Here is a 23693-nt window from a genome sequence, read left to right as displayed (position 1 = left end):
CGGGGGATCCGGTGCTGGGGGGTGGGACGGGGGCACGCCAGGCCCGATTGGGCCGGTGGCTGCCGAACTGGTGCTCACGCTGTCTTCAGCGAGTGTGTCGAACAGCGGCAGCGAGACGGTGACCGCCACCGCCACTGCGCTGGACGACAAGCGCAATGTGCTGGCGGAAGTGCCGGTGGCCATCACTGCCGACAGCAATGCCATCGTTGAACCTTCCGGTGCGACCACGGGTACCGACGGCAACGTGTCGGCCGTCGTTCGCATCGGGGCCGACCGCAGCAGCCGCACGATCACGGTCACGGCCAACAGCGGAAGCCTCTCCCGCACCGCCACCTTCAGCGTGGGTGTGGCGACGACGACCGCTGCGTCAGACCTGGTGCTGGTGCTGTCGGCCACCACTGTTAGCAACAGCGGTGACGAGGTGGTGACGGCAACGGCGACGGCTCTGGACGCCAACCGCAATGTCATGTCCGGCATTCCCGTCGTGATCACCGCCAACAGCAATGCCTTCGTGACCCCCAGTGGCACGGTCACCGGCACCTCGGGCGCGATTTCCGGGGTGATCAGCATCGGCGCCGACACCAGCGCGCGCAGCATTACGGTGACTGCGTCGGCAGGCGCGTTGCAGCGTTCACAAACCTTCCAGGTGGCGTCGGGCAGCATCTCCGGCCAACCGACGCTGAGCCTCTCGCTGGGCAGCACCATCGTCACGTCGTCCAGCCCGGCCACTGTCACCGCTACCGTGAGGGACAGCCGGGGCGCCCTGCTTTCCGGCCGCGTGGTCAAATTCTCGACCGTCGGCAACCTCGGCGCGTTCAACGCATCGTCGGCGCTGACTGATGCCAACGGCCGTGCAGTGGTGGCGCTGTACCCGGCGGTGGGTGCCAACAGCGGCGCCGACGAAGTCCTGGCCGAGGTCGACCTCGCCGGGGCCACTCTGCAGGCGACCCAAGGCTTCCAACTGTCCGCGACCAGCGTGGGCATCGGCAGCTTTGCATCCGATGTGCCTGCCGGCAGCCGTCTGAGCGCCTACGGGCAGGCGAACCTTACCGTGGCGCTGACCGGCACTTCACCTGGCACGCCTGTCGCGCTATCGGTCACGTCCACATGCGTCACCAAAGGCAAGGCTACGCTTGTGCCAGCCACCACCACCACCACCAACGGCACCGCTAGCTTCACCTACAAGGATGCCGGGTGCGGCGCCACGGACGGTGCGGACGCGCTGCAGGTAGCTATTTCAGGCGGCACGGCCAATGCGTCGCTGAGCCTTCCGCTGCAGCCGCCTACGGTGAGCAGCCTCGCGTTCGTTTCCGCCACGCCGCAGCAGATCTACCTGAAGAGCGCCGGCTTTGACGAAACCTCGCAGGTGGTGTTTCAGGTGCGCGACCAGTCGGGCAATCCGCTGCCGAACCAAGCGGTGACGCTGAGCGCCACCACACGTGCTGGCGGACTCACGCTGGATGGCGTGGCTGACAGCGATGTAAACCCGGTTTCCAAGCTCAGCGACTCCGATGGCCGGGTTACCGTGCGCATCAACTCAGGCACCGTGCCCACGCCAGTCCGGGTGCGCGCTAGCCTGGCGGTGGGTGGCGCAACCATCACGACGGTGTCCAGCAACCTCAGCGTAGCGGTAGGCCTGCCCTCCCAGCGCAATTTCTCCCTGTCGCAGGGCACGCTGAATATCGAAGGCCTGAATATCGACGGCATTGCCAACACCTACCAAGTGATCGCATCGGACCGGTTGGGGAACCCGGTGCCCGCCGGCACTTCGATTAACTTTGTCAGCGAAGGTGGCCAGGTGCAAGCCGTGAGGCAGATCACTACCGGCGCGGATGGCCTCAGCCGCACTGTTGCGAACTTCGTTTCGGCTTCGCCGAAGCCGGCAGACGGCCGCATTACCGTGCTGGCCTATGCGCTGGGCGAGGAATCGTTCCTCGACGTCAACGGTGACAACGTCTTCTCGGCCAATGAAGCGTTCCAGGACCTTGGCGACGTGTTCATGAGCCGTGATTTCTCCGCGACCTATGACGCCATCAACGACCAGTTCATTGCATTGGGCTTGCAGGGAAGTGCCGCTTGCGCTGCCGTCGATCCGGCAAAGGACCCGCTGAGCCTCCTAAGGGTCAGCCGAAGCATCCCTTCTGTCGGCAGTTCCACCTGTGACGCTGGCTGGGGCAGGGCCTACGTCCGCCGCGCGGTTGAGACGGTGTTGTCCAGCTCCACCGCACGCCCGCTGTGGGGCCTGTCCAAGCCGGGTACCGGCACGCTCAGCAATTCGTGTGCGAAGGTCAGCCTGCCGCGCGGGCCGAGAGGGTCCGACGTTGCCGACTACTACCTGTTCGGCGCTGGTGACCTGTACAACATGCCTGGCGCAGGGTCGCTCAGCTTCATCGTGGCCGATGACAATGACCAGCGCCTGAACCCGATGGCGGCAGGAACCGTGGTGACGGTGTCGGCCACCACGGGCATCAATGTGCAGCTGCTCGGTGGATCCCCGGTGGCCAACACCAGCGAAGCAACATTCGCTGCAGTGGGCTACACCTTCGACAGCGTATCCGCCGGCACCATCACGGTCACACTGCGGTCACCCAGCGGTGCGGGCACCTCGTTCTCCGTGAACGTGACAACCGCCAACGTGGGCAGCCCTTGCACGCTTTGACCACGACGCGCAGCGTTCCGTGGCGCCGTTGATCTCCCTCGTCGGCATGCCCGGCGGTGGCAAGTCCACCGTCGGCCGGCACCTCGCGCGGCAGCTCGGGGTGCCGTTTGTCGACACCGACCATGTGATCGAGGAACGCATCGGCGGCTCGATCCGCGACTACTTCGCGCAGCACGGCGAGGCGGTGTTCCGCAACCTGGAAGAGCAGGTCATCGACGAGTTGACCCGCAACGGCACCGGCGTGCTGGCCACCGGCGGTGGCGCGGTGCTGCGCGAAGCCAACCGGCAGGCGCTGCATTCGCGCAGCACCGTCATCTACCTGCGGTCGTCGGCCGAGGAGATCTACCGCCGGCTGCGGCACGACACCCACCGGCCGCTGCTGCAGGTGCCCGATCCGCTGCGCAAGCTGCGCGACCTGCACCGCGAGCGCGACCCGCTCTATCGCCGCAGCGCGCACTTCGTCATCGAGACTGGCCGCCCCTCGGTGCCGGCCCTTGTCGGCATGGTGCTGATGCAGCTGGAACTGGCCGGGCTGGTGGATGCGTCGGTCGTGCCTTCGCCGGTCGATCGCGCCAGGCTCGAACCGTAAACTCGGGCGCATGACCGCGCCCGCTACCCGTTCCGCCTCTGCCGCTGCCGCCCCTTCCGTCACGGTGCCCATCGCGCTCGGCGACCGCAGCTACGACATCCGCATCGGCGCCGGTCTGCTCGACGGCCCCACCTCCTGGCAAGGCCTGCCGCGGGCCGCGCTGGCGGCCATCGTCACCAACACGACCGTGGCGCCGCTGTATGCCGAGCGGCTGGCGGCCGCGCTGGCCCCGCATTACCGCCAGGTGCTGCGCATCGAGCTGCCCGACGGCGAGGCGCACAAGGACTGGCAGACCCTCGACCTGATCTTCAGCCAGCTGCTGGCCGCCGGCGCCGACCGCAAGACGGTGCTGTTCGCGCTGGGCGGCGGCGTGGTGGGCGACATGGCCGGCTTCGCCGCCGCCAGCTACATGCGCGGCGTGCCCTTCGTGCAGGTGCCCACCACGCTGCTGGCGCAGGTGGATTCGTCGGTGGGCGGCAAGACGGCCATCAATCATCCGCTGGGCAAGAACATGATCGGCGCGTTCTACCAGCCGCAGCGGGTGCTGTGCGACCTGGCCGTGCTGGACACGCTGAGCGACCGCGAGCTGAGTGCCGGCCTGGCCGAGGTGATCAAGTACGGGCCCATCGCCGACGAGGCCTTCCTCGGCTGGATCGAGGACAACCTGGACGCGCTGCTCGCCCGTGACCGCGTCGCGCTGGCGCATGCGGTGCAGCGCAGCTGCGAGATCAAGGCCTGGGTGGTGGGCCAGGACGAACGCGAGGGCGGGCTTCGCGCCATCCTCAACTTCGGCCACACCTTCGGCCATGCCATCGAGGCCGGCCTGGGTTACGGCGAATGGCTGCACGGCGAGGCCGTGGGTTGCGGCATGGTGATGGCCAGCGACCTGTCGGTGCGCCTGGGCCTGATGCCGCCGGCCTTCCTCGAGCGCATGCAGCGGCTGGTCGACCGCGCGCGGCTGCCGGTGCGCGGCCCGGCCCTGGGCGCCGATCGCTACCTGGAGCTGATGCGCGTGGACAAGAAGGCCGAAGGCGGCGAGATCCGCTTCGTGCTGGTCGACCGCCTGGGCAGCGCGGTGATGCGGCCGGCGCCCGACGCGCTGGTGCGCGAGACCCTCGCCGCCCACGCCGGCTGAACCGCCCACGCCGATGCTCGCGCCCTACGCCTGCGATCCCGCCCAGTCGCGCGGCCGGCGAGTGCCGGAGCCGGCAGCGCCGACGCGCAGCGCTTTCCAGCGCGATCGCGACCGCATCGTGCACAGCACCGCCTTCCGGCGGCTGGTCTACAAGACACAGGTGTTCCTGAACCACGAGGGCGACCTGTTCCGCACGCGGCTCACGCACTCGCTGGAAGTGGCGCAGCTGGGCCGGTCCATCGCCCGTTCGCTGGGGCTGAACGAAGACCTGGTCGAGGCCATCGCGCTGGCGCACGACCTCGGCCACACGCCGTTCGGCCACGCCGGGCAGGACGCGCTGCACGACTGCATGCGCGAGCACGGGGGCTTCGAGCACAACCTGCAGAGCCTGCGCGTGGTCGACAAGCTGGAGCTGCGCTACCCGCAGTTCGACGGCCTGAACCTGTGCTTCGAGACACGCGAGGGCATCCTCAAGCACTGCGCGCGCCGCAACGCGCTGCTGATCGAGGCCGATGAGCCCGGCGGCGTGGCGCGGCGCTTCCTGGACGGCACGCAGCCCGGCCTGGAAGCGCAGCTGTGCAACCTGGCCGACGAGATCGCCTACAACGCGCACGACATCGACGACGGCGTGCGCTCGGGCTTGCTGACGATGGAGCAGCTGGAGGCGGTGCCGCTGTTCACCCGCTACCGGGACGAGGCGTTGGCCGAATACCCCTCGTTGGCCGGGCAGGGCCGCCGCCTTCTGTTCGAGGCGATCCGCCGCATGCTGTCGGACCAGGTGTACGACGTGATTGCCACCACCCGCATGGCCATCGATGCGGCCGCGCCGGGCTCGGCCGACGAGGCGCGCCAGGCGCCGCCGCTGGTGGGCTTCAGCCCCGTCATGCGGGAGCAGAGCACCGCGCTCAAGCGCTTCCTCACCCGCGAGCTGTACCGCCACCCGCAGGTGATGGACACCACCGACCGCGCCCGCCGAGTGGTGCGTGAGCTGTTCAGCGCCTACCTGGCCGCGCCCGGCGAGATGCCGGCCGACTATGCCGCCGCGCCCGACCGCCACCGTGCCGTGGCCGACTACATCGCCGGCATGACCGACCGCTTCGCACTGCGGGAGCATGTGCGCCTGGGCGGCCAGGCGCTGTTCGGCCCGGCCTGACTCGCGCCGCGGAAAATGAGGGACGGGTTTCTTAGAATCCGCCCATGGCCCGCCTCGCACGGCTCTCCATCGAGGGAGAACTCCACCTGATCCTGCAGCGCGGCAACAACGCGCAGCCGGTGTTCCAGGACGATGCCGACCGCGCCAGCTACCTGCAGACGCTGGCCGCGGCCGCGCCCGCCTGCGGGCTGGCGGTGCACGGCTATGCGCTGCTGCACAACCAGGTGCACCTGCTGGCCACGCCGGCCGCGGCCGACAGCCTGAGCAGTTGCATGCAGACGCTGGGCCGCCAATACGTGGCGCGCTTCAACCGACGGCACGGCCGTACCGGCACGTTGTGGGAGGGTCGCTTCCGTGCGACGGTGATTGAGGCCGAGCGCTGGTTCCTGGATGCGCTGGTATTCGTCGACTCTGCCGCCGAGCGCGCCGGCCTGGGTGCGGTGTGGCCATGGTCCAGCACCTTGCACCATCTTGGGCTGCGCCGCGACCCGGTGATCACCGAGCACCGCGCCTTCTGGGCGCTGGGCAACACCCCGTTCGACCGCGAGGCGGCCTTCCGTGCGCAACTGTCGCGCGGGCTGTCGTCGGCCCGGGTGGAAGAGCTGTCGCAGGCGCAGCACAAGGGCTGGGTGCTGGGATCGCCCGCCTTCCTGGCCACGATGGCCCAGCGCACCCCGCGACCACTGGCGCCGCGTCCGCGCGGGCGGCCGCGCAAGACAGACGCAGCCGGCGCCGCGCAAGGGTCTGGCACCGACTAGGCCCTCAACGGGCAACGGGGAGCGCGTCCGGGGGCCGGCACGCCCTATGCATCGTCGGCAGGTCGCGAGCCCTCAGACCTGTCCCTATTTGAAAATGAGGACACGTGTGCGGATTAATAATGTGCACCTGACCCTATTTGTTGTAGTTGTTTCCCCTGCTGCACTGCATTAAATTCACGGTCCTTCTCTTCCCTCTCACGTGGAGCGCGCCATGACGACGCCTGCCAACAGCCCTGTGCCGAGCATGACCACCCCTGCAGACGTCGACGCGCTCCGCCGCGAAGGCCTGTACGACCCCGCCAACGAACACGATGCCTGCGGCGTCGGCTTCGTCGCCCACATCCGCGGCGAGAAGGCGCATTCCATCGTCGAGCAGGGCCTGAAGATCCTGGAGAACCTGGACCACCGCGGTGCCGTGGGTGCGGACAAGCTGATGGGCGACGGCGCGGGCATCCTCATCCAGATCCCCGACGACTTCTATCGCGCCGAGATGGCGGAGCAGGGCGTGGAACTGCCGCCCCCGGGCGAGTACGGCGTCGGCATGATCTTCCTGCCGAAGGAGCATGCGTCCCGCCTGGCCTGCGAGCAGGAACTGGCGCGTGCGGTGAAGGCTGAAGGCCAGGTGCTGCTGGGCTGGCGCGAGGTGCCGGTCGACCGCGAGATGCCGATGTCGCCGGCGGTGCGCGCCACCGAGCCCATCATCAAGCAGATCTTCATCGGCCGCGGCCCCGACGTGATCGTGCCCGACGCGCTGGAGCGCAAGCTCTACGTCATCCGCAAGACGGCCTCCAGCGCCATCCAGGCGCTGAAGCTCAAGCACAGCCGCGAGTACTACGTGCCCAGCATGAGCTGCCGCACCATCATCTACAAGGGCCTGCTGCTGGCCGACCAGGTGGGCAAGTACTACCTCGACCTGCAGGACCCGCGCGTGGTGTCGGCCCTGGCGCTGGTGCACCAGCGTTTTTCCACCAACACCTTCCCCGAGTGGCCGCTGGCCCACCCGTACCGGATGGTGGCGCACAACGGCGAGATCAACACCGTCAAGGGCAACTTCAACTGGATGCGCGCGCGTGAGGGCGTGATGAGGTCGCCGGTGCTGGGCGACGACCTGCCCAAGCTGTACCCGCTGAGCTTCGAAGGCCAGAGCGACACCGCCACCTTCGACAACGCGCTGGAGCTGCTCACGATGAGCGGCTACCCGTTGGCCCATGCCGCGATGATGATGATCCCGGAGGCGTGGGAGCAGCACACGCTGATGGACGAGCGCCGTCGCGCCTTCTACGAGTACCACGCCGCCATGCTGGAGCCGTGGGACGGCCCGGCCGCCGTGGTGTTCACCGACGGCAAGCAGATCGGCGCCACGCTGGACCGCAACGGCCTGCGCCCCGCGCGCTACATCGTCACCGACGACGACCTGGTGGTGATGGCGTCGGAGTCGGGCGTGCTGCCCATCCCCGAGAACCGCATCGTCAAGAAGTGGCGCCTGCAGCCGGGCAAGATGTTCCTGATCGACTTCGAGCAGGGCCGCATCGTCGACGACGAGGAGCTGAAGAACCAGTTCGCCTTCGCCAAGCCCTACCGGCAGTGGATCGAGAACGTGCGCGTGCGGCTGGACGCCATTGACGCGCCGGAAAGCGCCGGCCCGGCCGAATCGAAGGAGACCCTGCTCGACCGCCAGCAGGCCTTCGGCTACACGCAGGAAGACCTGAAGTTCCTGCTGAGCCCGATGGCGCAGGCGGGGGAGGAAGGCATCGGCTCGATGGGCAACGACTCGCCCCTGGCCGTGCTCAGCGACCGCAACAAGCCGCTGTACAACTACTTCCGGCAGATGTTCGCGCAGGTGACCAACCCGCCGATCGACCCGATCCGCGAAGCCATCGTGATGTCGCTCAACAGCTTCATCGGGCCGAAGCCGAACCTGCTGGACATCAACGCCGTCAACCCGCCGATGCGGCTGGAAGTGACGCAGCCCATCCTCGACTTCGCCGACATGGCCCGCCTGCGCAACATCGCGCAGCACACCAACGGCAAGTTCAAGAGCTATGAGCTGAACATCACCTACCCGCTGGCCTGGGGCAAGGAAGGCATCGAGGCGCAGCTGGCCTCGCTGTGCGCCGAAGCCGTGGACGCCATCAAGGGCGGCCACAACATCCTCATCATCACCGACCGGCATGTGGACCGCGAGCATGTGGCCATCCCGGCGCTGCTGGCGCTGTCGGCCATCCACCACCACCTGGTGCGCGAAGGCGTTCGCACCACCGCCGGCCTGGTGGTGGAAACCGGCTCGGCGCGCGAGGTGCATCACTTCGGCGTGCTGGCCGGCTATGGCGCCGAGGCCGTGCATCCCTACCTGGCGATGGAGACGCTGGCTGCGCTGCACAAGGAGCTGCCGGGCGAGCTGTCGGCCGACAAGGCCATCTACAACTACGTGAAGGCGGTGGGCAAGGGCCTGTCCAAGATCATGTCGAAGATGGGCGTGTCCACCTACATGAGCTACTGCGGCGCCCAGCTGTTCGAGGCCATCGGCCTGGACAAGCCGATGGTGGAGAAGTACTTCCGCGGCACCGCCACGCAGGTGGGCGGCATCGGCGTGTTCGAGGTGGCCGAGGAAGCGCTGCGCATGCACCGCGTGGCCTTCGGCGAAGACCCGCTGCTGGCCAGCATGCTGGACACCGGCGGCGAATACGCCTGGCGTGCCCGCGGCGAGGAGCACATGTGGACGCCTGACGCCATCGCCAAGCTGCAGCACGCCACGCGCGCCAACAAGTTCGAGACCTACAAGGAATACGCGCAGCTCATCAACGACCAGAGCCGCCGCCACATGACGCTGCGTGGCCTGTTCGAGTTCAAGCTCGACCCGGCCAAGGCCATTCCTCTGGAGGAGGTGGAATCGGCGGCCGACATCGTCAAGCGCTTCGCCACCGGCGCGATGTCGCTGGGCTCGATCTCCACCGAGGCGCACTCCACGCTGGCGATCGCCATGAACCGCATCGGCGGCAAGAGCAACACCGGCGAAGGCGGCGAGGACCCGGCGCGCTACCGCAACGAGATGAAGGGCATCCCCATCGTGGCGGGCACCAAGGTGTCCGACATCGTGGGTGGCAAGGTGATGGAGTCGGATTACGAGCTGCAGGCCGGCGACAGCCTGCGCAGCCGCATCAAGCAGGTGGCGTCGGGCCGCTTCGGGGTCACCACCGAGTACCTGGTGTCGGCCGACCAGATCCAGATCAAGATGGCCCAGGGCGCCAAGCCCGGCGAGGGCGGCCAGCTGCCGGGCGGCAAGGTCACCGACTACATCGGCTTCCTGCGCTACTCGGTGCCGGGCGTGGGCCTCATCAGCCCGCCGCCGCACCACGACATCTATTCGATCGAGGACCTGGCGCAGCTGATCCACGACCTGAAGAACACCAACCCCAAGGCCAGCGTCAGCGTGAAGCTGGTGTCGGAAGTGGGCGTGGGCACCATCGCCACCGGCGTCACCAAGTGCAAGGCCGACCATGTGGTGATCGCCGGCCACGATGGCGGCACCGGCGCTTCGCCGTGGTCGTCGATCAAGCACGCAGGCTCGCCCTGGGAACTGGGCCTGGCCGACACGCAGCAGACGCTGGTGCTGAACCGCCTGCGCGGCCGTGTGCGCGTGCAGGCCGACGGCCAGATGAAGACCGGCCGCGACGTGGTGATCGGCGCGCTGCTGGGCGCTGATGAATTCGGCTTCGCCACCGCGCCGCTGGTGGTGGAGGGCTGCATCATGATGCGCAAGTGCCACCTGAACACCTGCCCGGTGGGCGTGGCCACGCAGGACCCGGTGCTGCGCAAGAAGTTTGCCGGCAAGCCCGAGCACGTCGTCAACTACTTCTTCTTCGTGGCCGAAGAGGCGCGCCAGATCATGGCGCAGCTGGGCATCCGCAAGTTCGACGAGCTGATCGGCCGATCCGACCTGCTGGACATGAAGAAGGGCATCGAGCATTGGAAGGCGCGCGGCCTGGACTTCAGCCGCGTGTTCCACCAGCCGGCCGCGCCGGCCGACGTGGCCCGCTTCCACGTGGAGGAGCAGGACCCTGGCCTGGACAAGGCACTCGACCGCAAGCTGATCGAGAAGTGCCGCCCCGCCATCGAGCGCGGCGAGAAGGTGCAGCTGCTGGAAGCCGCGCGCAACCTCAACCGCAGCGTGGGCGCCATGCTGTCGGGCGAGCTGATCCGCCACAAGCCCGAGGGCCTGCCCGACCACACCATCTTCATCCAGATGGAAGGCACGGGCGGCCAGAGCTTCGGCGCCTTCCTGGCCACCGGCATCACGCTGTACCTCATCGGCGATGCCAACGACTACACCGGCAAGGGCCTGTCGGGTGGCCGCGTGGTGGTGCGCCCGAGCCTGGACTTCCGGGGCGACGCGGGCAAGAACATCATCGCCGGCAACACCGCGCTGTACGGCGCCACCAGCGGCGAGGCCTTCTTCCGCGGCGTGGCGGGCGAGCGCTTCGCGGTGCGGCTGTCCGGCGCCACCGCGGTGGTGGAAGGCACCGGCGACCACGGCTGCGAGTACATGACCGGCGGCACCGTGGCCGTGCTGGGCAAGACCGGCCGCAACTTCGCCGCCGGCATGAGCGGCGGCGTGGCCTACGTGTACGACGAGGACGGCCAGTTCGCCAAGCGCTGCAACACGGCGATGGTGTCGCTGGAGAAGGTGCTGCCGGCCGCTGAACAGGCGGGCATCGACCAGCCTGCCGGCCTGCACCGCAACCAGGCCGACGAGGTGACGCTGAAGAAGCTGATCGAGGAGCACCACCGCTGGACCGGCTCGCTGCGCGCCCGCGAGCTGCTCGACCACTGGGCCGATTCGCGCGCCAAGTTCGTCAAGGTGTTCCCGAACGAGTACAAGCGCGCGCTGGCCGAGATGGCCACGCGGGCCGCTGCCATCTCACCCGCCTCCGACGAAGCATCCCAAGCCGCCGCCGCGGCAGCCAACGCCAAGGCTGCCGGCAAGCAGGGCAGCAAGACCGTTCCGGCCAAGTGAACTGACGACACGAAAGAAGAGCAATCGCCATGGGCAAAGTCACCGGCTTTCTGGAATACGGCCGCCTGGAAGAGGGCTATGCGCCCGTCGAGGCGCGGGTCAAGCACTACAAGGAATTCGTCATCGGCCTGACCGCCGAGCAGGCGCAGGTGCAGGGCGCACGCTGCATGGACTGCGGCACGCCGTTCTGCAACAGCGGCTGTCCGGTCAACAACATCATTCCGGACTTCAACGACCTCGTGTACCGCAACGACTGGCACAACGCCATCACCGTGCTGCACACGACGAACAACTTCCCGGAGTTCACCGGCCGCATCTGCCCCGCGCCCTGCGAGGCGGCCTGCGTGCTGAACGTCAACGACGACCCGGTGGGCATCAAGTCCATCGAGCACGCCATCGCCGACCGCGCCTGGCAGGAGGGCTGGGTCCAGCCCGTGCCGCCGAAGACGCTCACCGGCAAGAAGGTGGCGGTGGTGGGTTCCGGCCCCGCCGGCATGGCCGCGGCACAGCAGCTGGCGCGCGCCGGTCATGAGGTCACGCTGTTCGAGAAGAACGACCGCGTGGGCGGCCTGCTGCGCTACGGCATCCCCGACTTCAAGATGGAGAAGACCCACATCGACCGCCGCGTGGAGCAGATGAAGGCCGAGGGCGTCAAGTTCCGGCTGGGCGTGCTGGTGGCCGGCGACAAGGGCATGGGCGAAGGATCCAAGGTCACCAACTGGGCCAAGGAAACCGTCTCGCCCGAGCAGCTCAAGGCCGAGTTCGACGCGGTGCTGCTGACCGGCGGCGCCGAGCAGTCGCGCGACCTGCCGGTGCCGGGCCGCGACCTGGACGGCGTGCACTTCGCGATGGAGTTCCTGCCGCAGCAGAACAAGGTGAATGCCGGCGACAAGGTCAAGGGCCAGCTGCGCGCCGACGGCAAGCACGTCATCGTCATCGGTGGCGGCGACACCGGCAGCGACTGCGTGGGCACCAGCAACCGCCACGGCGCCGTCAGCGTCACCCAGTTCGAGCTGCTGCCCCAGCCGCCCGAGGAGGAGAACCGCCCGCTGACCTGGCCGTACTGGCCGATCAAGCTGCGCACCAGCTCCAGCCACGAGGAGGGCTGCCAGCGCGAGTTCGCGATCGCCACGAAGGAATTCATCGGCGAGAAGGGCAAGGTCACCGGCCTGAAGACGGTGCGCCTGGAGTGGCAGGGCGGCAAGATGACCGAGGTGGCCGGCAGCGAGCAGATCCTCAAGGCCGACCTGGTGCTGCTGGCCATGGGCTTCGTCAGCCCGGTGTCGCCGGTGCTGGACGCCTTCGGCGTGGACAAGGACAACCGCGGCAACGCGCGCGCCACCACCGACGAGCGCGGCGGCTACAGGACCAACGTCGACAAGGTGTTCGCCGCCGGCGACATGCGCCGTGGCCAGTCGCTGGTGGTGTGGGCCATCCGCGAGGGCCGGCAGGCCGCGCGCGCGGTGGACGAGTACCTGATGGGCGCCAGCACGCTGCCGCGCTGAATACGCGGGCTTCACACTGGGGAAGCGCGCCGGCAATTGCGGGAATCCCTTGCGTGCGAGAATGATTTCTCCCGCTCCCCAGCCATTTGAAGACGCGCCGCAATGCCTGCAGGCGCGCTGCCCGCCCGATGCCCGACACATTCATCGAGATCGATCATGTGACGTTCGGTTATGACCCGAGCCGCAAGATCCTCAGCGACATCAGCCTGAGGTTCGAGCGGGGCCGCATCACGGCAATTCTCGGGGGCTCGGGCTGCGGCAAGACCACCTTGCTGCGGCTGATCGGCGGCCTGGTGGGCGCCAACTCGGGCCGGGTGGTGTTCGACGGGCAGGTGGTCAACGCCCGCGACAAGGAACAGCTGCTGGAGATGCGCCGGCGCATGGGCATGCTGTTCCAGTTCGGCGCGCTGTTCACCGACCTCAGCGTGTACGACAACGTCGCCTTCCCGCTGCGCGAGCACACCAACCTGTCCGAGCCGCTGATCCGCGACATCGTGCTGATGAAGCTGCATGCCGTGGGCCTGCGCGGCGCGGCCAGGCTGATGATCTCCGAGGTCTCGGGCGGCATGGCGCGGCGCATCGCGCTGGCCCGTTCCATCGCGCTCGACCCCGCGCTCATCATGTATGACGAGCCCTTCGCCGGCCTCGACCTGGTGTCCATGGGCGTCACCGCCAACCTCATCCGCAAGCTGAACGACGCCACCGGCGCCACCTCGCTGCTGGTGTCGCACGACGTGGCCAAGTGCATGGAGATCAGCGACCACGTGGTGCTGCTGGCCACCGGCGGGCGCATCGTGGCCCAGGGCACGCCCGAGGAGCTGATGGGTTCGCGCGACCCCGAGGTGCGGCAGTTCGTGCGTGGCGAGCCCGACGGGCCCGTCAAGTTCCACTATCCCGCACGGCCGGTGGCCGAGGAGTTCGGCGCATGATCGACGGCATCGCCTGGCTGGGCGCGCAAACCCTGCGCCAGCTGCGTGGCCTGGGCCATGCGGCTTTCTTCTTCATCGACCTGCTGCTGTTCGCGCCGGCCGCGTTGCGCCGCTTCGGGCTGGTGCTGGCGCAGGTCTACCAGATCGGCTACCGCTCGCTGCTCATCATCCTGGCCTCCGGCATGGCGGTGGGCTTCGTGCTGGCGCTGCAGATGTACTACGCGCTGACCACCTACGGCGCGACCGAATCGCTGGGCCTGATCGTCAACCTGTCGCTGGTGCGCGAGCTGGGGCCGGTGGTCACCGCGCTGCTGTTCGCCGGCCGCGCCGGCACCTCGCTCACTGCCGAGATCGGCCTGATGAAGGCGGGCGAGCAGCTGTCGGCCATGGAGATGATGGCGGTGGACCCGCGCAGCCGCGTGCTGGCGCCGCGCTTCATTGCCGGCGTGGTGTCCATGCCGCTGCTGGCCGGGCTGTTCTCCGCCATCGGCATCCTGGGCGCCTACGTGGTGGGCGTGATGCTCATCGGCCTGGACGCCGGCAACTTCTGGGGCCTGATGCAGGCCAGCGTGGATGTGTGGCGCGACGTGGGCAACGGCATCGTCAAGAGCTTTGCCTTCGGCATCATCTGCACCGCCGTGGCGCTGTACCAGGGCTACGAGACGCAGGCCACGCCCGAAGGCGTGGCGTTCGCCACCACGCGCACGGTGGTCATCTCTTCGCTGGCGGTGCTGGCCACCGACTTCGTGCTCACGGCGATGATGTTCTCCACGCCCTGAGCGGCGTTCACCGATCGATAGTCATGAACAAAAAACGCATTGAAATCTTCGTCGGCCTGTTCGTGCTGCTGGGGCTGGCCGGCCTGCTGTTCCTCGCCCTGAAGGCTGCCAACCTGGCCAGCTTCGGCCGCAGCCAGACCTACACCGTCACCGCCGCCTTCGACAACAGCGGCGGCCTGAAGCCGCGCGCCGCCGTGCGCAGCGCCGGTGTGGTGGTGGGCCGCGTCACCAGCATCAAGCTGGACAACAAGAGCTACAAGGCCGTGGTGACGATGGAACTGGTGGAAGGCGTGACCTTCCCGGAGGATTCGTCGGCCAAGATCCTCACCTCCGGGCTGCTGGGCGACCAGTACATCGGCATCGAGCCCGGCGGCAACGAGAAGAACCTGGTGGCCGGCAGCGCCATCAAGGAAACGCAATCCGCAGTGGTGCTGGAGGACCTGATCAGCCAGGTGCTGTTCAGCAAGGCCGCCGATGCCGGCACCGCCGCACCCCCAGCCTCGACGGGAGTCTGAAGTAATGCCTGACCGCAAATCCCTGGCCCTGCTGGCCGCCGCCACGCTGCTGGCTGCCGCCGCGCCGCTGGCCGTGGCCCAGACCACGCCGCCCGCCACCCAGCCTGCCGGCCCCGGTGGCACGCTGCCCGAGACCACCGCCGATGCGGATGCCGCCGCCGCGCGGGTCAACGATCCCTTCGAGGGCTTCAACCGCGGGGTGTTCGGCTTCAACGACGCGGTGGACCGCGCGGTGCTCAAGCCGGTGGCCACCGGCTACCAGAAGGCCGTGCCCGAGATCGTGCGCACCTGGGTCGGCAACTTCTTCGGCAACCTGGACGATGCCTGGTCGCTGGTGAACCTGGTGCTGCAGGGCAAGCCCCGCCAGGCCTACGACATGACGGTGCGGGTGACCACCAACACCGTGCTGGGCCTGGGCGGCTTCCTGGACATCGCCAGCGAGGCCGGCATCACCCGCCATGAGGAAGACTTCGGCCAGACGCTCGGCTGGTGGGGCCTGCCCGCGGGCCCGTACCTGGTGCTGCCGCTGCTGGGTCCGTCGCAGATCCGCGAGACTGCGGCGCTGCCGCTGGACATGGGCTGGGACTCTTCCTTTGTGCAGCACGACCCCACGCGCTACTCCATCACCGCGCTGGAAGCGATCGACGCGCGAGCCACGCTGCTCAATGCCACCGGCCTGCTGGACAGCGTGGCGCTGGACCGCTACAGCTTCGTGCGCGACGCCTATGTGCAGCGCAGGCAAAGCCTGGTGTGGGACGGCAACCCGCCGAACTGAGCCGCCCGGCGGCCGCGCCGCGCCGCGCTGCAGCGCGTTGATACAACCGGCCAGGCGCCGGGCAGAACTTGCCTGCCGGGCGCCGGTCTGACGAACACAAGCCGCGGGCCCTCCCGCGGCGCAGAGAAAGGGTCCGATCCATGTTCAAGCCGTTCATTGCCACCCTCGTCACCAGCGTGTCCATGGTGGGTGCGTTCGCGCAGCAGGCGCCCGATGCCTTCGTGAAGGACCTGGCCAACGACGTGGTGGATGCCGTGAAGGCGGACAAGGCCATCCAGGCTGGCGACATCAGCAAGATCAATGCGCTGGTGGACACCCGCGTGATGCCGCACGTCAACTTCGAGCGCATGACCTCGCGCGCCGTGGGCGAGCAGCGCTGGAATTCGGCCAGCGCCGACCAGAAGGCCAAGCTGCAGGCCGAGTTCAAGACGCTGCTGGTGCGCAGCTATGCCGGCGCCCTGCGCGAGGTGAAGCCTGCCACCACCGTGGCGTTGAAGCCCTTCCGCGGCGCGGCCACCGACAAGGAAGTGGAAGTGCAGACCGAGGTGCGCGGCGCCGGCCAGCCGAGTGGCACTGAACTACCGCCTGGAAAACGGCAACGGTGGCTGGAAGATCTATGACGTGAACGTGGCCGGCTTCTGGCTGGTGCCCAACTACACCAAGCAGTTCGCGCCCATCCTGCAGCAAGGCGGCGTGGACGGCCTGCTGGGCAAGCTCGGCGAGCTGAACAAGTCGGCCGCGGGCGCCAAGAGCTGAGGCCCGCATGCTGCCCCTGCCTTCGCGCCTGACCTTCCCCGACGCCTGCGGCGTGCTCACGCAGCTGGAATCGACGCTGGAATCCAAGCCGGCTGGCGTGTTGCAGATCGACGGGTCGGCACTGCAGGTGTTCGATTCGTCGGCCATCGCCGTGCTGCTGGAGTCGCGCCGCGCGGCCCTGGCGGCGGGGCACGGCTTCGAGGTCACCGGCCTGCCGGCTCCGCTGGTGGAGCTGGCGGGCCTGTATGGCGTGGCCGAGCTGCTTCAGCCGCCCGGCGCCGCATAGCGCTTGGCGCGCAGGTTGCGCTTGATCTCCTGCAGCATCGGCCGCAGCTGCGGCCCCAGCCGCAGCGCCACGCCGGTGGTCAGGATGTCGATGATCAGCAGGTGCAGCAGCCGCGACACCATCGGGCTGTAGCGGTCGTGGTCTTCCGGGTGGTCGGCCGCCAGCAGCACCTGCTGGCTGGCCGTGGTCTGCTGGGCCAGCGGTGAATCGCTGGCCGTCACCACGATGGTGATGGCGCCCTTGCGGCGCGCGATCTCGGCCACGTCGATCAGGTCGCGGCTGCGGCCGGAGTTGCTGATGATCACCGCGCAGTCGCCCGGCTGCAGCATGGTGGCGCTCATCACCTGCACATGGCCGTCGCTCACCGCGGTGGCGTACACGCCCAGGCGGAAGAACTTGTGCTGGGCATCCTGGGCCACGATGCCCGAGTTGCCCACGCCATAGAACTCGATGCGCCGGCCTTCGCGCCCGGCCTGCGCCAGCGCCGCGATGGCCCGCTCGAAGGCATGGCTGGCGGCCGCGTTGCGGTAGTGCAGGAAGGCACTCACCGCGTTGTCGATCACCTTCACCACGATGTCGCCGGCCTTGTCGTCCTCGTCCACCGCGCGGTGCACGAAGGGCACGCCCTCGTTCACCGTGCCGGCCAGCTTGAGCTTGAAGTCGGCCAGGCCGTCATAACCCACGCTGCGGCAGAAGCGCACCACCGTCGGCTTGCTGACGTGGGCCCGCTCGGCCAGCTCGGTGACCGGCAGGCTGGAGAAACTGCGGGGATCGGCCAGCACCAGGCGCGCCACGCGCTGCTCGGCCGGCGGCAGCGCGGGAATCGAAGCCTTGATGCGGTCGAGCATCACTGTTCCTCGGCCCAGGCGTAGCCGTCGCGCGCCACCAGCGCGCTGGAAGCGGGCGGACCCCAGCTGCCGGGGGCATAGGGGCGCGGGCCGCCATCGTCGCGGGCCCAGGCTTCCAGCACCGGCTCCACCCAGCGCCAGGCCTGCTCCTGCTCGTCGCTGCGCACGAAGAGGTTCAGCCGGCCGGCGATGGCGTCCAGCAGCAGGCGCTCGTAGGCGCCCACGCGCTCGCTGGAAAACGCCTTGTCGAAGTCCAGGTCCAGGAACACCGGCGACAGCGATTCGGCCTGGCCGGCGCCCTTGGCGGCCATCAGGTGCAGCTCCAGGCCGTCTTCCGGCTGCAGCTTGATCACCAGCTTGTTGGCCACGTTGGCACCCGGAAAGATCGGGTGCGGCACCGGCCGGAAGTTGACGACGATCTGCGCATCCCGCGCGGCCAGCCGCTTGCCGGTGCGCAGGTAGAAGGGCACGCCGGCCCAGCGCCAGTTCTGGATCTCGGTGCGCAGCGCCACGAAGGTCTCGGTGCGGCTGCCGGCGGGCACCTTGTTCTCTTCCAGGTAGCCGGGCACGGGCTTGCCGCCGACGATGCCGCCGCGGTACTGGCCGCGCACCACGTCGCGCACCACGCTGTCGGGCGTGAAGGGCTTGAGCGAGCGCAGCACCTTCAGCTTCTCGTCGCGGATGGCGTCGGCATCATTGCTGGCGGGCGGCTCCATCGCCACCATGGTCAGCAGCTGCAGCGCATGGTTCTGCACCATGTCGCGCAGGGCGCCGGTCTGGTTGTAGAACTCGCCGCGGGTGCCCACGCCGATCTCCTCGGCCAGCGTGATCTGGATGTTGGCGATGCTCTCGCGGCGCCACAGCGGCTCGAACAAGGCATTGCCGAAGCGCAGCGCGGACAGGTTCTGCACCGAGGGCTTGCCCAGGTAGTGGTCGATGCGCAGCGCCTGTTGCTCGGTGAACGAAGCCGCGACCGCGCGGTTGATCTCCTGTGCGCTGGCCAGGTCGTGGCCCAGCGGCTTTTCCAGCACCACGCGCACGTTCGGGCCGTTCAGCTGGGCCGCGCCCAGTTGCGCGCAGATCTGCGTGAACAGGTGAGGGCTGGTGGCCAGGAACAGCACCACGGTGTCGGCCGGCGTGGTGCGGCCTTCCTCGGCGGTGGGCTGCTCGATCCAGCGCTTCAGGCCGGCGTAGTGCTCGGGCTGCGACAGGTCCATGCGCCGGTAGTGCAGCAGCTGGGCGAAGCGGTCGAACTCGGCATCGGTCGGGCGCTTGGCGCTTTCCACCTCGTTGAAGCGCTCGCGGATGAAGTCGCGGTAGGCGTCGTCGCTGCGCTCGTCACGGGCCACGGCCAGGATGCGGCCGCCGGCCGGCAGCTTGCCATGGCGGAAGGCCTGGAACAGCGCAGGCATCAGCTTGCGCCAGGTGAGGTCGCCGGTACCGCCAAAGAGCACGAGATCGAAGGACATGGCTCGCAGATGTAATTAAGTTACGGTGCGAACTATGACGCGGTTTCTTGGGGCGGTCAAATCCGCTGGGTCTGGCGGCGCATGGGGTTTGTACGGTGTGCCAAGCGGCAAAAACGCACGGTTTCATGGCTAGGATGCATTTTTGCGTTTATGACATTGCGATGAATCTCAGCCACAAGATCGCCCGTACCCTGCGCCGCACCGCCGGCTTGGCGCTGTTCGCCGCCACCGGCGCCTACGCCCAGCAAGGGCAGGTCAATGTCATCTGCTCAGTCCAGGCCGAGTGGTGCAACATGATCCAGACGGTGTTCACCAAGTCCACCGGCATCAAGGTGAACATCGTGCAGAAGGGCTCCGGCGAGGCGCTGGCCCAGCTCATCGCCGAACGCGCCAATCCCAAAACCGACATCTGGTTCGGTGGCACCGGCGATCCGCACCTGCAGGCAGCGGAGCAGGGCCTGACGCTGGAGTACAAGTCGGCCGCGCTGCCGCAGCTGTATCCCTGGGCGCAGCAGCAGGCCGAGCAATCGGGCTGGCGCACGGTGGGCGTGTACTCGGGGCCGCTGGGCTTCGGCTACAACACCGAGCTCATCGCCAAGAAGAAGCTGCCTGTGCCGCGCAGCTGGGCCGACCTGCTCAGGCCCGAGTACAAGGGCGAGATCCAGGTGGCCAACCCGGCGTCCAGCGGCACGGCCTACACCATGATCGCCACGCTGGTGCAGCTGATGGGCGAGGACCCGGCCTTCGACTACCTGAAGCAGCTGCACAGGAACATCGGCCAGTACACCCGCAGCGGCACCGGCCCCATCAAGGCCGCTGCGCGCGGCGAGACCACGGTGTCCATCAGCTTCGTGCATGACGCACCGGCCGAGAAGATGCAGGGCTTTCCGGTGGAGACGGTGACACCTTCGGAAGGCACCGGCGCCGAGATCGGGTCCATGTCCATCATCAAGGGCTCGCGCAACCTGGAGGCGGCCAAGAAGTTCTATGAATGGGCGCTCACGCCGCAGGCCCAGCAGTTCGGCGCGGCGGCCAAGCAGTTCCAGCTGCCTTCCAACAAGGCCACGCCGGTGGACCCGCGGGTGCCCGACTTCCAGAAGATCAAGCTCATCAAGTACGACTACAAGAAGTACGGCGCCAGCGCCGAACGTCGGCGGCTGATCGCGCGCTGGGAGAAGGACGTCAACTCGCTGCCGCGCTGACCGCCCGGTGATGAGCAAGCTCCAAGCCGCGCGCACCGGGCGCGTGTTGGCGCTGTGGTGCGCGCTGGGTGCGGCCGCCTTCGTGCTGCTGCCCTGGTACCTGCCGCAGAACCTCTCCTTGCTGCAGTCGATCGGCGGTGTGTTCGGCGGTACCGACACCGCCAGCGGCGCGGTGCACGCGCTGCGGCATGGCCGGCCCTGGCTGCTCATCGGCGCCGTTGGCCTGTTGATGGCGGCGGTTTCGCTCGTGCTGCTGCCCGCCGGCCGCGCGCAGGGCCGAGGGCTGGTGCTGGGCGCTGCGCTGGGCTTGGCGGGCTTGCTGGGCAGCGGCTTCGCCATCGGCGCCACCGGATGGGCCTTCGAGGCCTTGAACACCCGCTTCGGCGAGCTGCCGCAGGGCCAGTACGGCATCGGCCTGGGCGGCGCACTGGTGCTGCTGAGCCTGCTGGTGCTGCTGGGCGCGGGCCTGGCGCGCATGGGCGCCTTCCGCGGCGACGTGTTCGTGGCCGCGGCCGTGGTGTTCTGCGGTGCGCTGCTGGCGCTGTTCGTGGCACTGCCGGTGCTGCGCGCGCTGTCGGGCGCGGCGTTCACCGAGGATGGCGCGCTGTCCGCGCAGGCCATCGTCGAGCGCATCGGCAACGAGCGCGTGTGGGGCCTGGGCTGCCTGGCCGGCGGCGGGCGCTGCGGCGTCGCCTGGAACACGCTGTGGCTGGCGCTGCTCACGGCCGCGGGCACCACGGTGATGGGCACCGCCATCGCGCTGCTGTCCGAGCGTGGCGCGCGCCGGCTGGGCAAGCCGCTGAACGTGCTGGCCTTGCTGCCCATCATCACGCCGCCCTTCGTGGTGGGCCTGGGGCTGATCCTGCTGTTCGGCCGCGCGGGGCTGGCCAACCAGTTCATGGAATGGGCCTTCGGCATCGAGCCGACGCGCTGGTTCTACGGCGTGTTCGGCATCTGGCTGGCGCAGATGTTCGCCTTCACGCCCATCGCCTTCATGATCATGCGCGGCGTGGTGCAGGGCATCGCGCCTTCGCTGGAGGAAGCGGCGCAGACCCTGCGCGCCAGCCGCACCCGCACCTTCATGACGGTGACGCTGCCGCTGCTCAAGCCCGGGCTGGCCAATGCCTTCCTGGTGGGCTTCATCGAGAGCATTGCGGACTTCGGCAACCCCATCATCGTGGGCGGGCAGTACGCGGTGCTGTCCACCGAGATCTTCTTCGCCATCGTGGGCGCGCAGTACGACCAGGGCCGCGCCGCCTCGCTGGCGCTGATCCTCACCGTGTTTGCCTTGGCGGTGTTCGTGCTGCAGCGCAAGGTGCTGGGCACGGCCAGCTACACCACCGTGTCGGGCAAGGGCGACGCAGGCCTGCCCATGCCGCTGCCCACGCCGGTGCGCCGCAGCGTGGTGGCGCTGGCGCTGCCCTGGCTGGCTTTCACCGTGGTGGTGTACCTGTTCGCCTTCGCCGGCGGCTTCGTCCAGACCTGGGGGCGCGACTACACGCCCACGCTGGCGCACTTCCGCACCGCCTTTGACCTGCAGTGGGGCGAGCACGGCCTGGTGTGGGCCGGCAGCGCCTGGAACTCGCTGTTCACCACGCTGAAGTTGGCTGGCGTGGCCGCGCCGATCTGCGCCTTCATCGGGCTCCTGATCGCGTGGCTGCTGGCGCGCACGCAGTTCCGCGGGCAGGGCGCGTTCGAGTTCGGTGCGCTGCTGGCCTTCGCCATCCCCGGCACGGTCCTGGGCGTGAGCTACGTGCTGGCCTTCAACGTGCCGCCGTTCGAGCTGACGGGCACCGGCCTGGTCATCGTGCTGTGCTTCGTGTTCCGCAATCTGCCGGTGGGCGTGCGGGCGGGCACGGCGGCCTTCAAGCAGCTCGATCCCTCGTTGGACGAAGCCTCGGCCGTGCTGCGCGCCGGCACCTTCACCACGCTGCGCCGGGTGGTGCTGCCGCTGCTCAAGCCCGCGCTGGTGGCCGCGCTGGTCTACAGCTTCGTGCGCTCGATGACCACGGTGTCGGCCGTGATCTTCCTGGTGACGGCCGAGAACGAGCTGGCCACCACCTACATCATTGGCCGCGTCGGCAACGGCGACTACGGCGTGGCGCTGGCGTACTGCACCGTGCTCATCGTGCTGATGTCGCTGGCCACCGCATTGATCCAGGCGCTGGTCGGCGAGCGCAAGCTCGGCCGCCGCGCCGCCTGAAGGAGCGCCGCATGAACGGCATCGAATTCCGCAACGTCAGCAAGCGCTATGGCGCGCCCGGCACGCCGCTGGTGGTGCAGGGCATCAGCTTCACGGTGCCCAAGGGCACGCTGACCACCATCCTCGGCCCCTCCGGCTGCGGCAAGACCACCACGCTGCGCATGATCGCCGGGCTGGAGACGCCGACCGGCGGGCAGATCCTGATCGACGGCCAGGACGTGACCACGCTGGGCCCGGCCGAGCGCAACGTGAGCATGGTGTTCCAGAGCTATGCGCTGTTTCCGCACATGAGCGTGATCGAGAACGTCGGCTACGGCCTGAGCGTGAGCGGCGTGCCGCGCACCGAGCAGCTGCAGCGCGCACGCATCGCGCTGCAGACGGTGGGCCTGACCGGTTATGACGACCGGCTGCCGAGCGCGCTGTCGGGCGGCCAGCAGCAGCGGGTGGCGCTGGCGCGTGCGCTGGTGCTGGAGCCGGCGGTGCTGCTGTTCGACGAGCCGCTGTCCAACCTCGATGCACGGCTTCGCCGCTCGATGCGCGAGGAGATCCGCAGCCTGCAGCAGCGGCTGAAGCTGACCGTGGCCTACGTGACGCACGACCAGGCCGAGGCGCTGGCGGTGAGCGACCAGATCATCGTGATGGACCGCGGGGTGGTGGCGCAGGCCGGCACGCCGCAATCGCTGTACGAGCTGCCGGCCACCGAGTTCGTGGCCGGCTTCATGGGCGAGGCGATGCTGTTCCCGGCCACTGCTGCGCAGGACGGCACGGTGGCGCTGGGGCCGCTGCGCTTTGCATCGCGCCACCCGGTGGCGGCCGGCGCGGTGCAGGTGGCGGTGCGGCCCGAGGCCTGGGCGCTGGGCGACCTGCCCGGCGAGCCGGGCCACACGCTGGCCGGCACGGTGAGCAAGAGCGCCTACCTCGGCAGCGTGCTGGAGCTGACGCTGGCCACCGAGCTGGGCGACATCTTCGTGGTGACGCCGCAGGTGGAGCGCGGCTGGCGCCCCGGCGAGGCGGCCTGGCTGCGGCTGCAGGGCCATGGCGTGTCGGTGGTGGCCGCGGGCACGTAACACGCTTGACGCAGGGTGCGGCCACAGTCGGGTTTTAATGACGCCAAGGCG

Annotated in this window: 19 protein-coding genes; 17 read left to right on the top strand and 2 right to left on the bottom strand. The window is 68.7% G+C overall.

The features are described from left to right. Window positions 1-55 precede the first annotated feature (55 nt). The 14 genes from LRS14_RS10270 (at window position 56) to LRS14_RS10210 (ending at window position 16853) form a co-directional block, all read left to right on the top strand. Window positions 56-2659, top strand: a complete 2604-nt coding sequence (locus LRS14_RS10270) for an Ig-like domain-containing protein (protein WP_257799472.1) — start codon at window positions 56-58, stop codon at window positions 2657-2659. A gap of 19 nt (window positions 2660-2678) precedes the next feature. Beyond that, a complete protein-coding gene (locus LRS14_RS10265) occupies window positions 2679-3248 on the top strand; it encodes a shikimate kinase (RefSeq protein WP_257799471.1) in 570 nt (189 codons plus the stop codon). Window positions 3249-3258: 10 nt separating this feature from the next. After that, complete coding sequence (gene aroB, locus LRS14_RS10260; protein WP_257799470.1) at window positions 3259-4383, top strand: 3-dehydroquinate synthase; 1125 nt, start codon at window positions 3259-3261, stop codon at window positions 4381-4383. Window positions 4384-4396: 13 nt separating this feature from the next. Next, window positions 4397-5536: a deoxyguanosinetriphosphate triphosphohydrolase gene (locus LRS14_RS10255; RefSeq protein WP_257799469.1), complete on the top strand. Its 1140-nt coding sequence runs from the start codon at window positions 4397-4399 to the stop codon at window positions 5534-5536. A 44-nt stretch (window positions 5537-5580) separates the two neighbouring features. Beyond that, window positions 5581-6294, top strand: coding sequence for a transposase (locus LRS14_RS10250; RefSeq protein WP_257799468.1), 714 nt, complete (start codon window positions 5581-5583; stop codon window positions 6292-6294). A gap of 244 nt (window positions 6295-6538) precedes the next feature. Continuing rightward, window positions 6539-11308 (top strand): glutamate synthase-related protein, encoded by a 4770-nt coding sequence (locus tag LRS14_RS10245; protein ID WP_257799467.1) that lies wholly within the window; start codon window positions 6539-6541, stop codon window positions 11306-11308. 29 nt (window positions 11309-11337) lie between these two features. Next, entirely contained in the window at window positions 11338-12813 is a 1476-nt protein-coding gene (locus tag LRS14_RS10240; protein WP_257799466.1) for a glutamate synthase subunit beta, read from the top strand. Between the two features lie 128 nt (window positions 12814-12941). Next, window positions 12942-13742, top strand: a complete 801-nt coding sequence (locus LRS14_RS10235) for an ABC transporter ATP-binding protein (RefSeq protein WP_046114121.1) — start codon at window positions 12942-12944, stop codon at window positions 13740-13742. Beyond that, entirely contained in the window at window positions 13739-14521 is a 783-nt protein-coding gene (gene mlaE / locus LRS14_RS10230; RefSeq protein ID WP_046114122.1) for a lipid asymmetry maintenance ABC transporter permease subunit MlaE, read from the top strand. The genes LRS14_RS10235 and mlaE overlap by 4 nt, the downstream gene beginning before the upstream one ends. 23 nt (window positions 14522-14544) lie before the next feature. Beyond that, window positions 14545-15036 (top strand): outer membrane lipid asymmetry maintenance protein MlaD, encoded by a 492-nt coding sequence (gene mlaD / locus LRS14_RS10225; RefSeq protein ID WP_257799465.1) that lies wholly within the window; start codon window positions 14545-14547, stop codon window positions 15034-15036. A gap of 4 nt (window positions 15037-15040) precedes the next feature. Continuing rightward, on the top strand, window positions 15041-15811 hold the full coding sequence (locus LRS14_RS10220; RefSeq protein WP_052736413.1) for a VacJ family lipoprotein: 771 nt from the start codon (window positions 15041-15043) through the stop codon (window positions 15809-15811). Window positions 15812-15951: 140 nt separating this feature from the next. After that, window positions 15952-16431, top strand: a complete 480-nt coding sequence (locus tag LRS14_RS10215) for a phospholipid-binding protein MlaC (protein ID WP_404977545.1) — start codon at window positions 15952-15954, stop codon at window positions 16429-16431. Next, complete coding sequence (locus LRS14_RS30660) at window positions 16379-16567, top strand: ABC transporter substrate-binding protein (RefSeq protein WP_404977544.1); 189 nt, start codon at window positions 16379-16381, stop codon at window positions 16565-16567. Before LRS14_RS10215 ends, LRS14_RS30660 begins: the two co-directional genes overlap by 53 nt. 7 nt (window positions 16568-16574) lie before the next feature. Beyond that, window positions 16575-16853 carry a lipid asymmetry maintenance protein MlaB gene (locus tag LRS14_RS10210; RefSeq protein WP_046114125.1) on the top strand — a complete coding sequence of 93 codons (279 nt, stop codon included), beginning with the start codon at window positions 16575-16577 and terminating at the stop codon, window positions 16851-16853. Here LRS14_RS10210 and LRS14_RS10205 read toward each other — a convergent pair. Next, window positions 16832-17701: a MurR/RpiR family transcriptional regulator gene (locus LRS14_RS10205; RefSeq protein WP_257799464.1), complete on the bottom strand. Its 870-nt coding sequence runs from the start codon at window positions 17699-17701 to the stop codon at window positions 16832-16834. The two genes, LRS14_RS10210 and LRS14_RS10205, sit on opposite strands and share 22 nt — an antisense overlap. Continuing rightward, window positions 17701-19170, bottom strand: a complete 1470-nt coding sequence (zwf, locus tag LRS14_RS10200) for a glucose-6-phosphate dehydrogenase (protein WP_257799463.1) — start codon at window positions 19168-19170, stop codon at window positions 17701-17703. The genes LRS14_RS10205 and zwf overlap by 1 nt, the downstream gene beginning before the upstream one ends. Before the next feature lie 161 nt (window positions 19171-19331). On the opposite strand from zwf, the gene LRS14_RS10195 reads away from it, so the two are divergent. The 3 genes from LRS14_RS10195 to LRS14_RS10185 are packed head-to-tail and all read left to right on the top strand — an operon-like array spanning window position 19332 to window position 23642. Then, entirely contained in the window at window positions 19332-20372 is a 1041-nt protein-coding gene (locus LRS14_RS10195; RefSeq protein WP_046114128.1) for an ABC transporter substrate-binding protein, read from the top strand. A 10-nt stretch (window positions 20373-20382) separates the two neighbouring features. Continuing rightward, a complete protein-coding gene (locus LRS14_RS10190) occupies window positions 20383-22575 on the top strand; it encodes an iron ABC transporter permease (protein ID WP_257799462.1) in 2193 nt (730 codons plus the stop codon). An 11-nt stretch (window positions 22576-22586) separates the two neighbouring features. Then, window positions 22587-23642, top strand: a complete 1056-nt coding sequence (locus LRS14_RS10185) for an ABC transporter ATP-binding protein (RefSeq protein WP_257799461.1) — start codon at window positions 22587-22589, stop codon at window positions 23640-23642. Window positions 23643-23693: the final 51 nt, after the last annotated feature.

Source organism: Aquincola sp. J276, from assembly GCF_024700035.1.
Taxonomy (GTDB): Bacteria; Pseudomonadota; Gammaproteobacteria; order Burkholderiales; family Burkholderiaceae_C; genus Aquincola; species Aquincola tertiaricarbonis.
The sequence above is the reverse complement of the archived record's forward strand: the minus strand, read 5'-3'. Positions and strand labels throughout refer to the sequence as shown.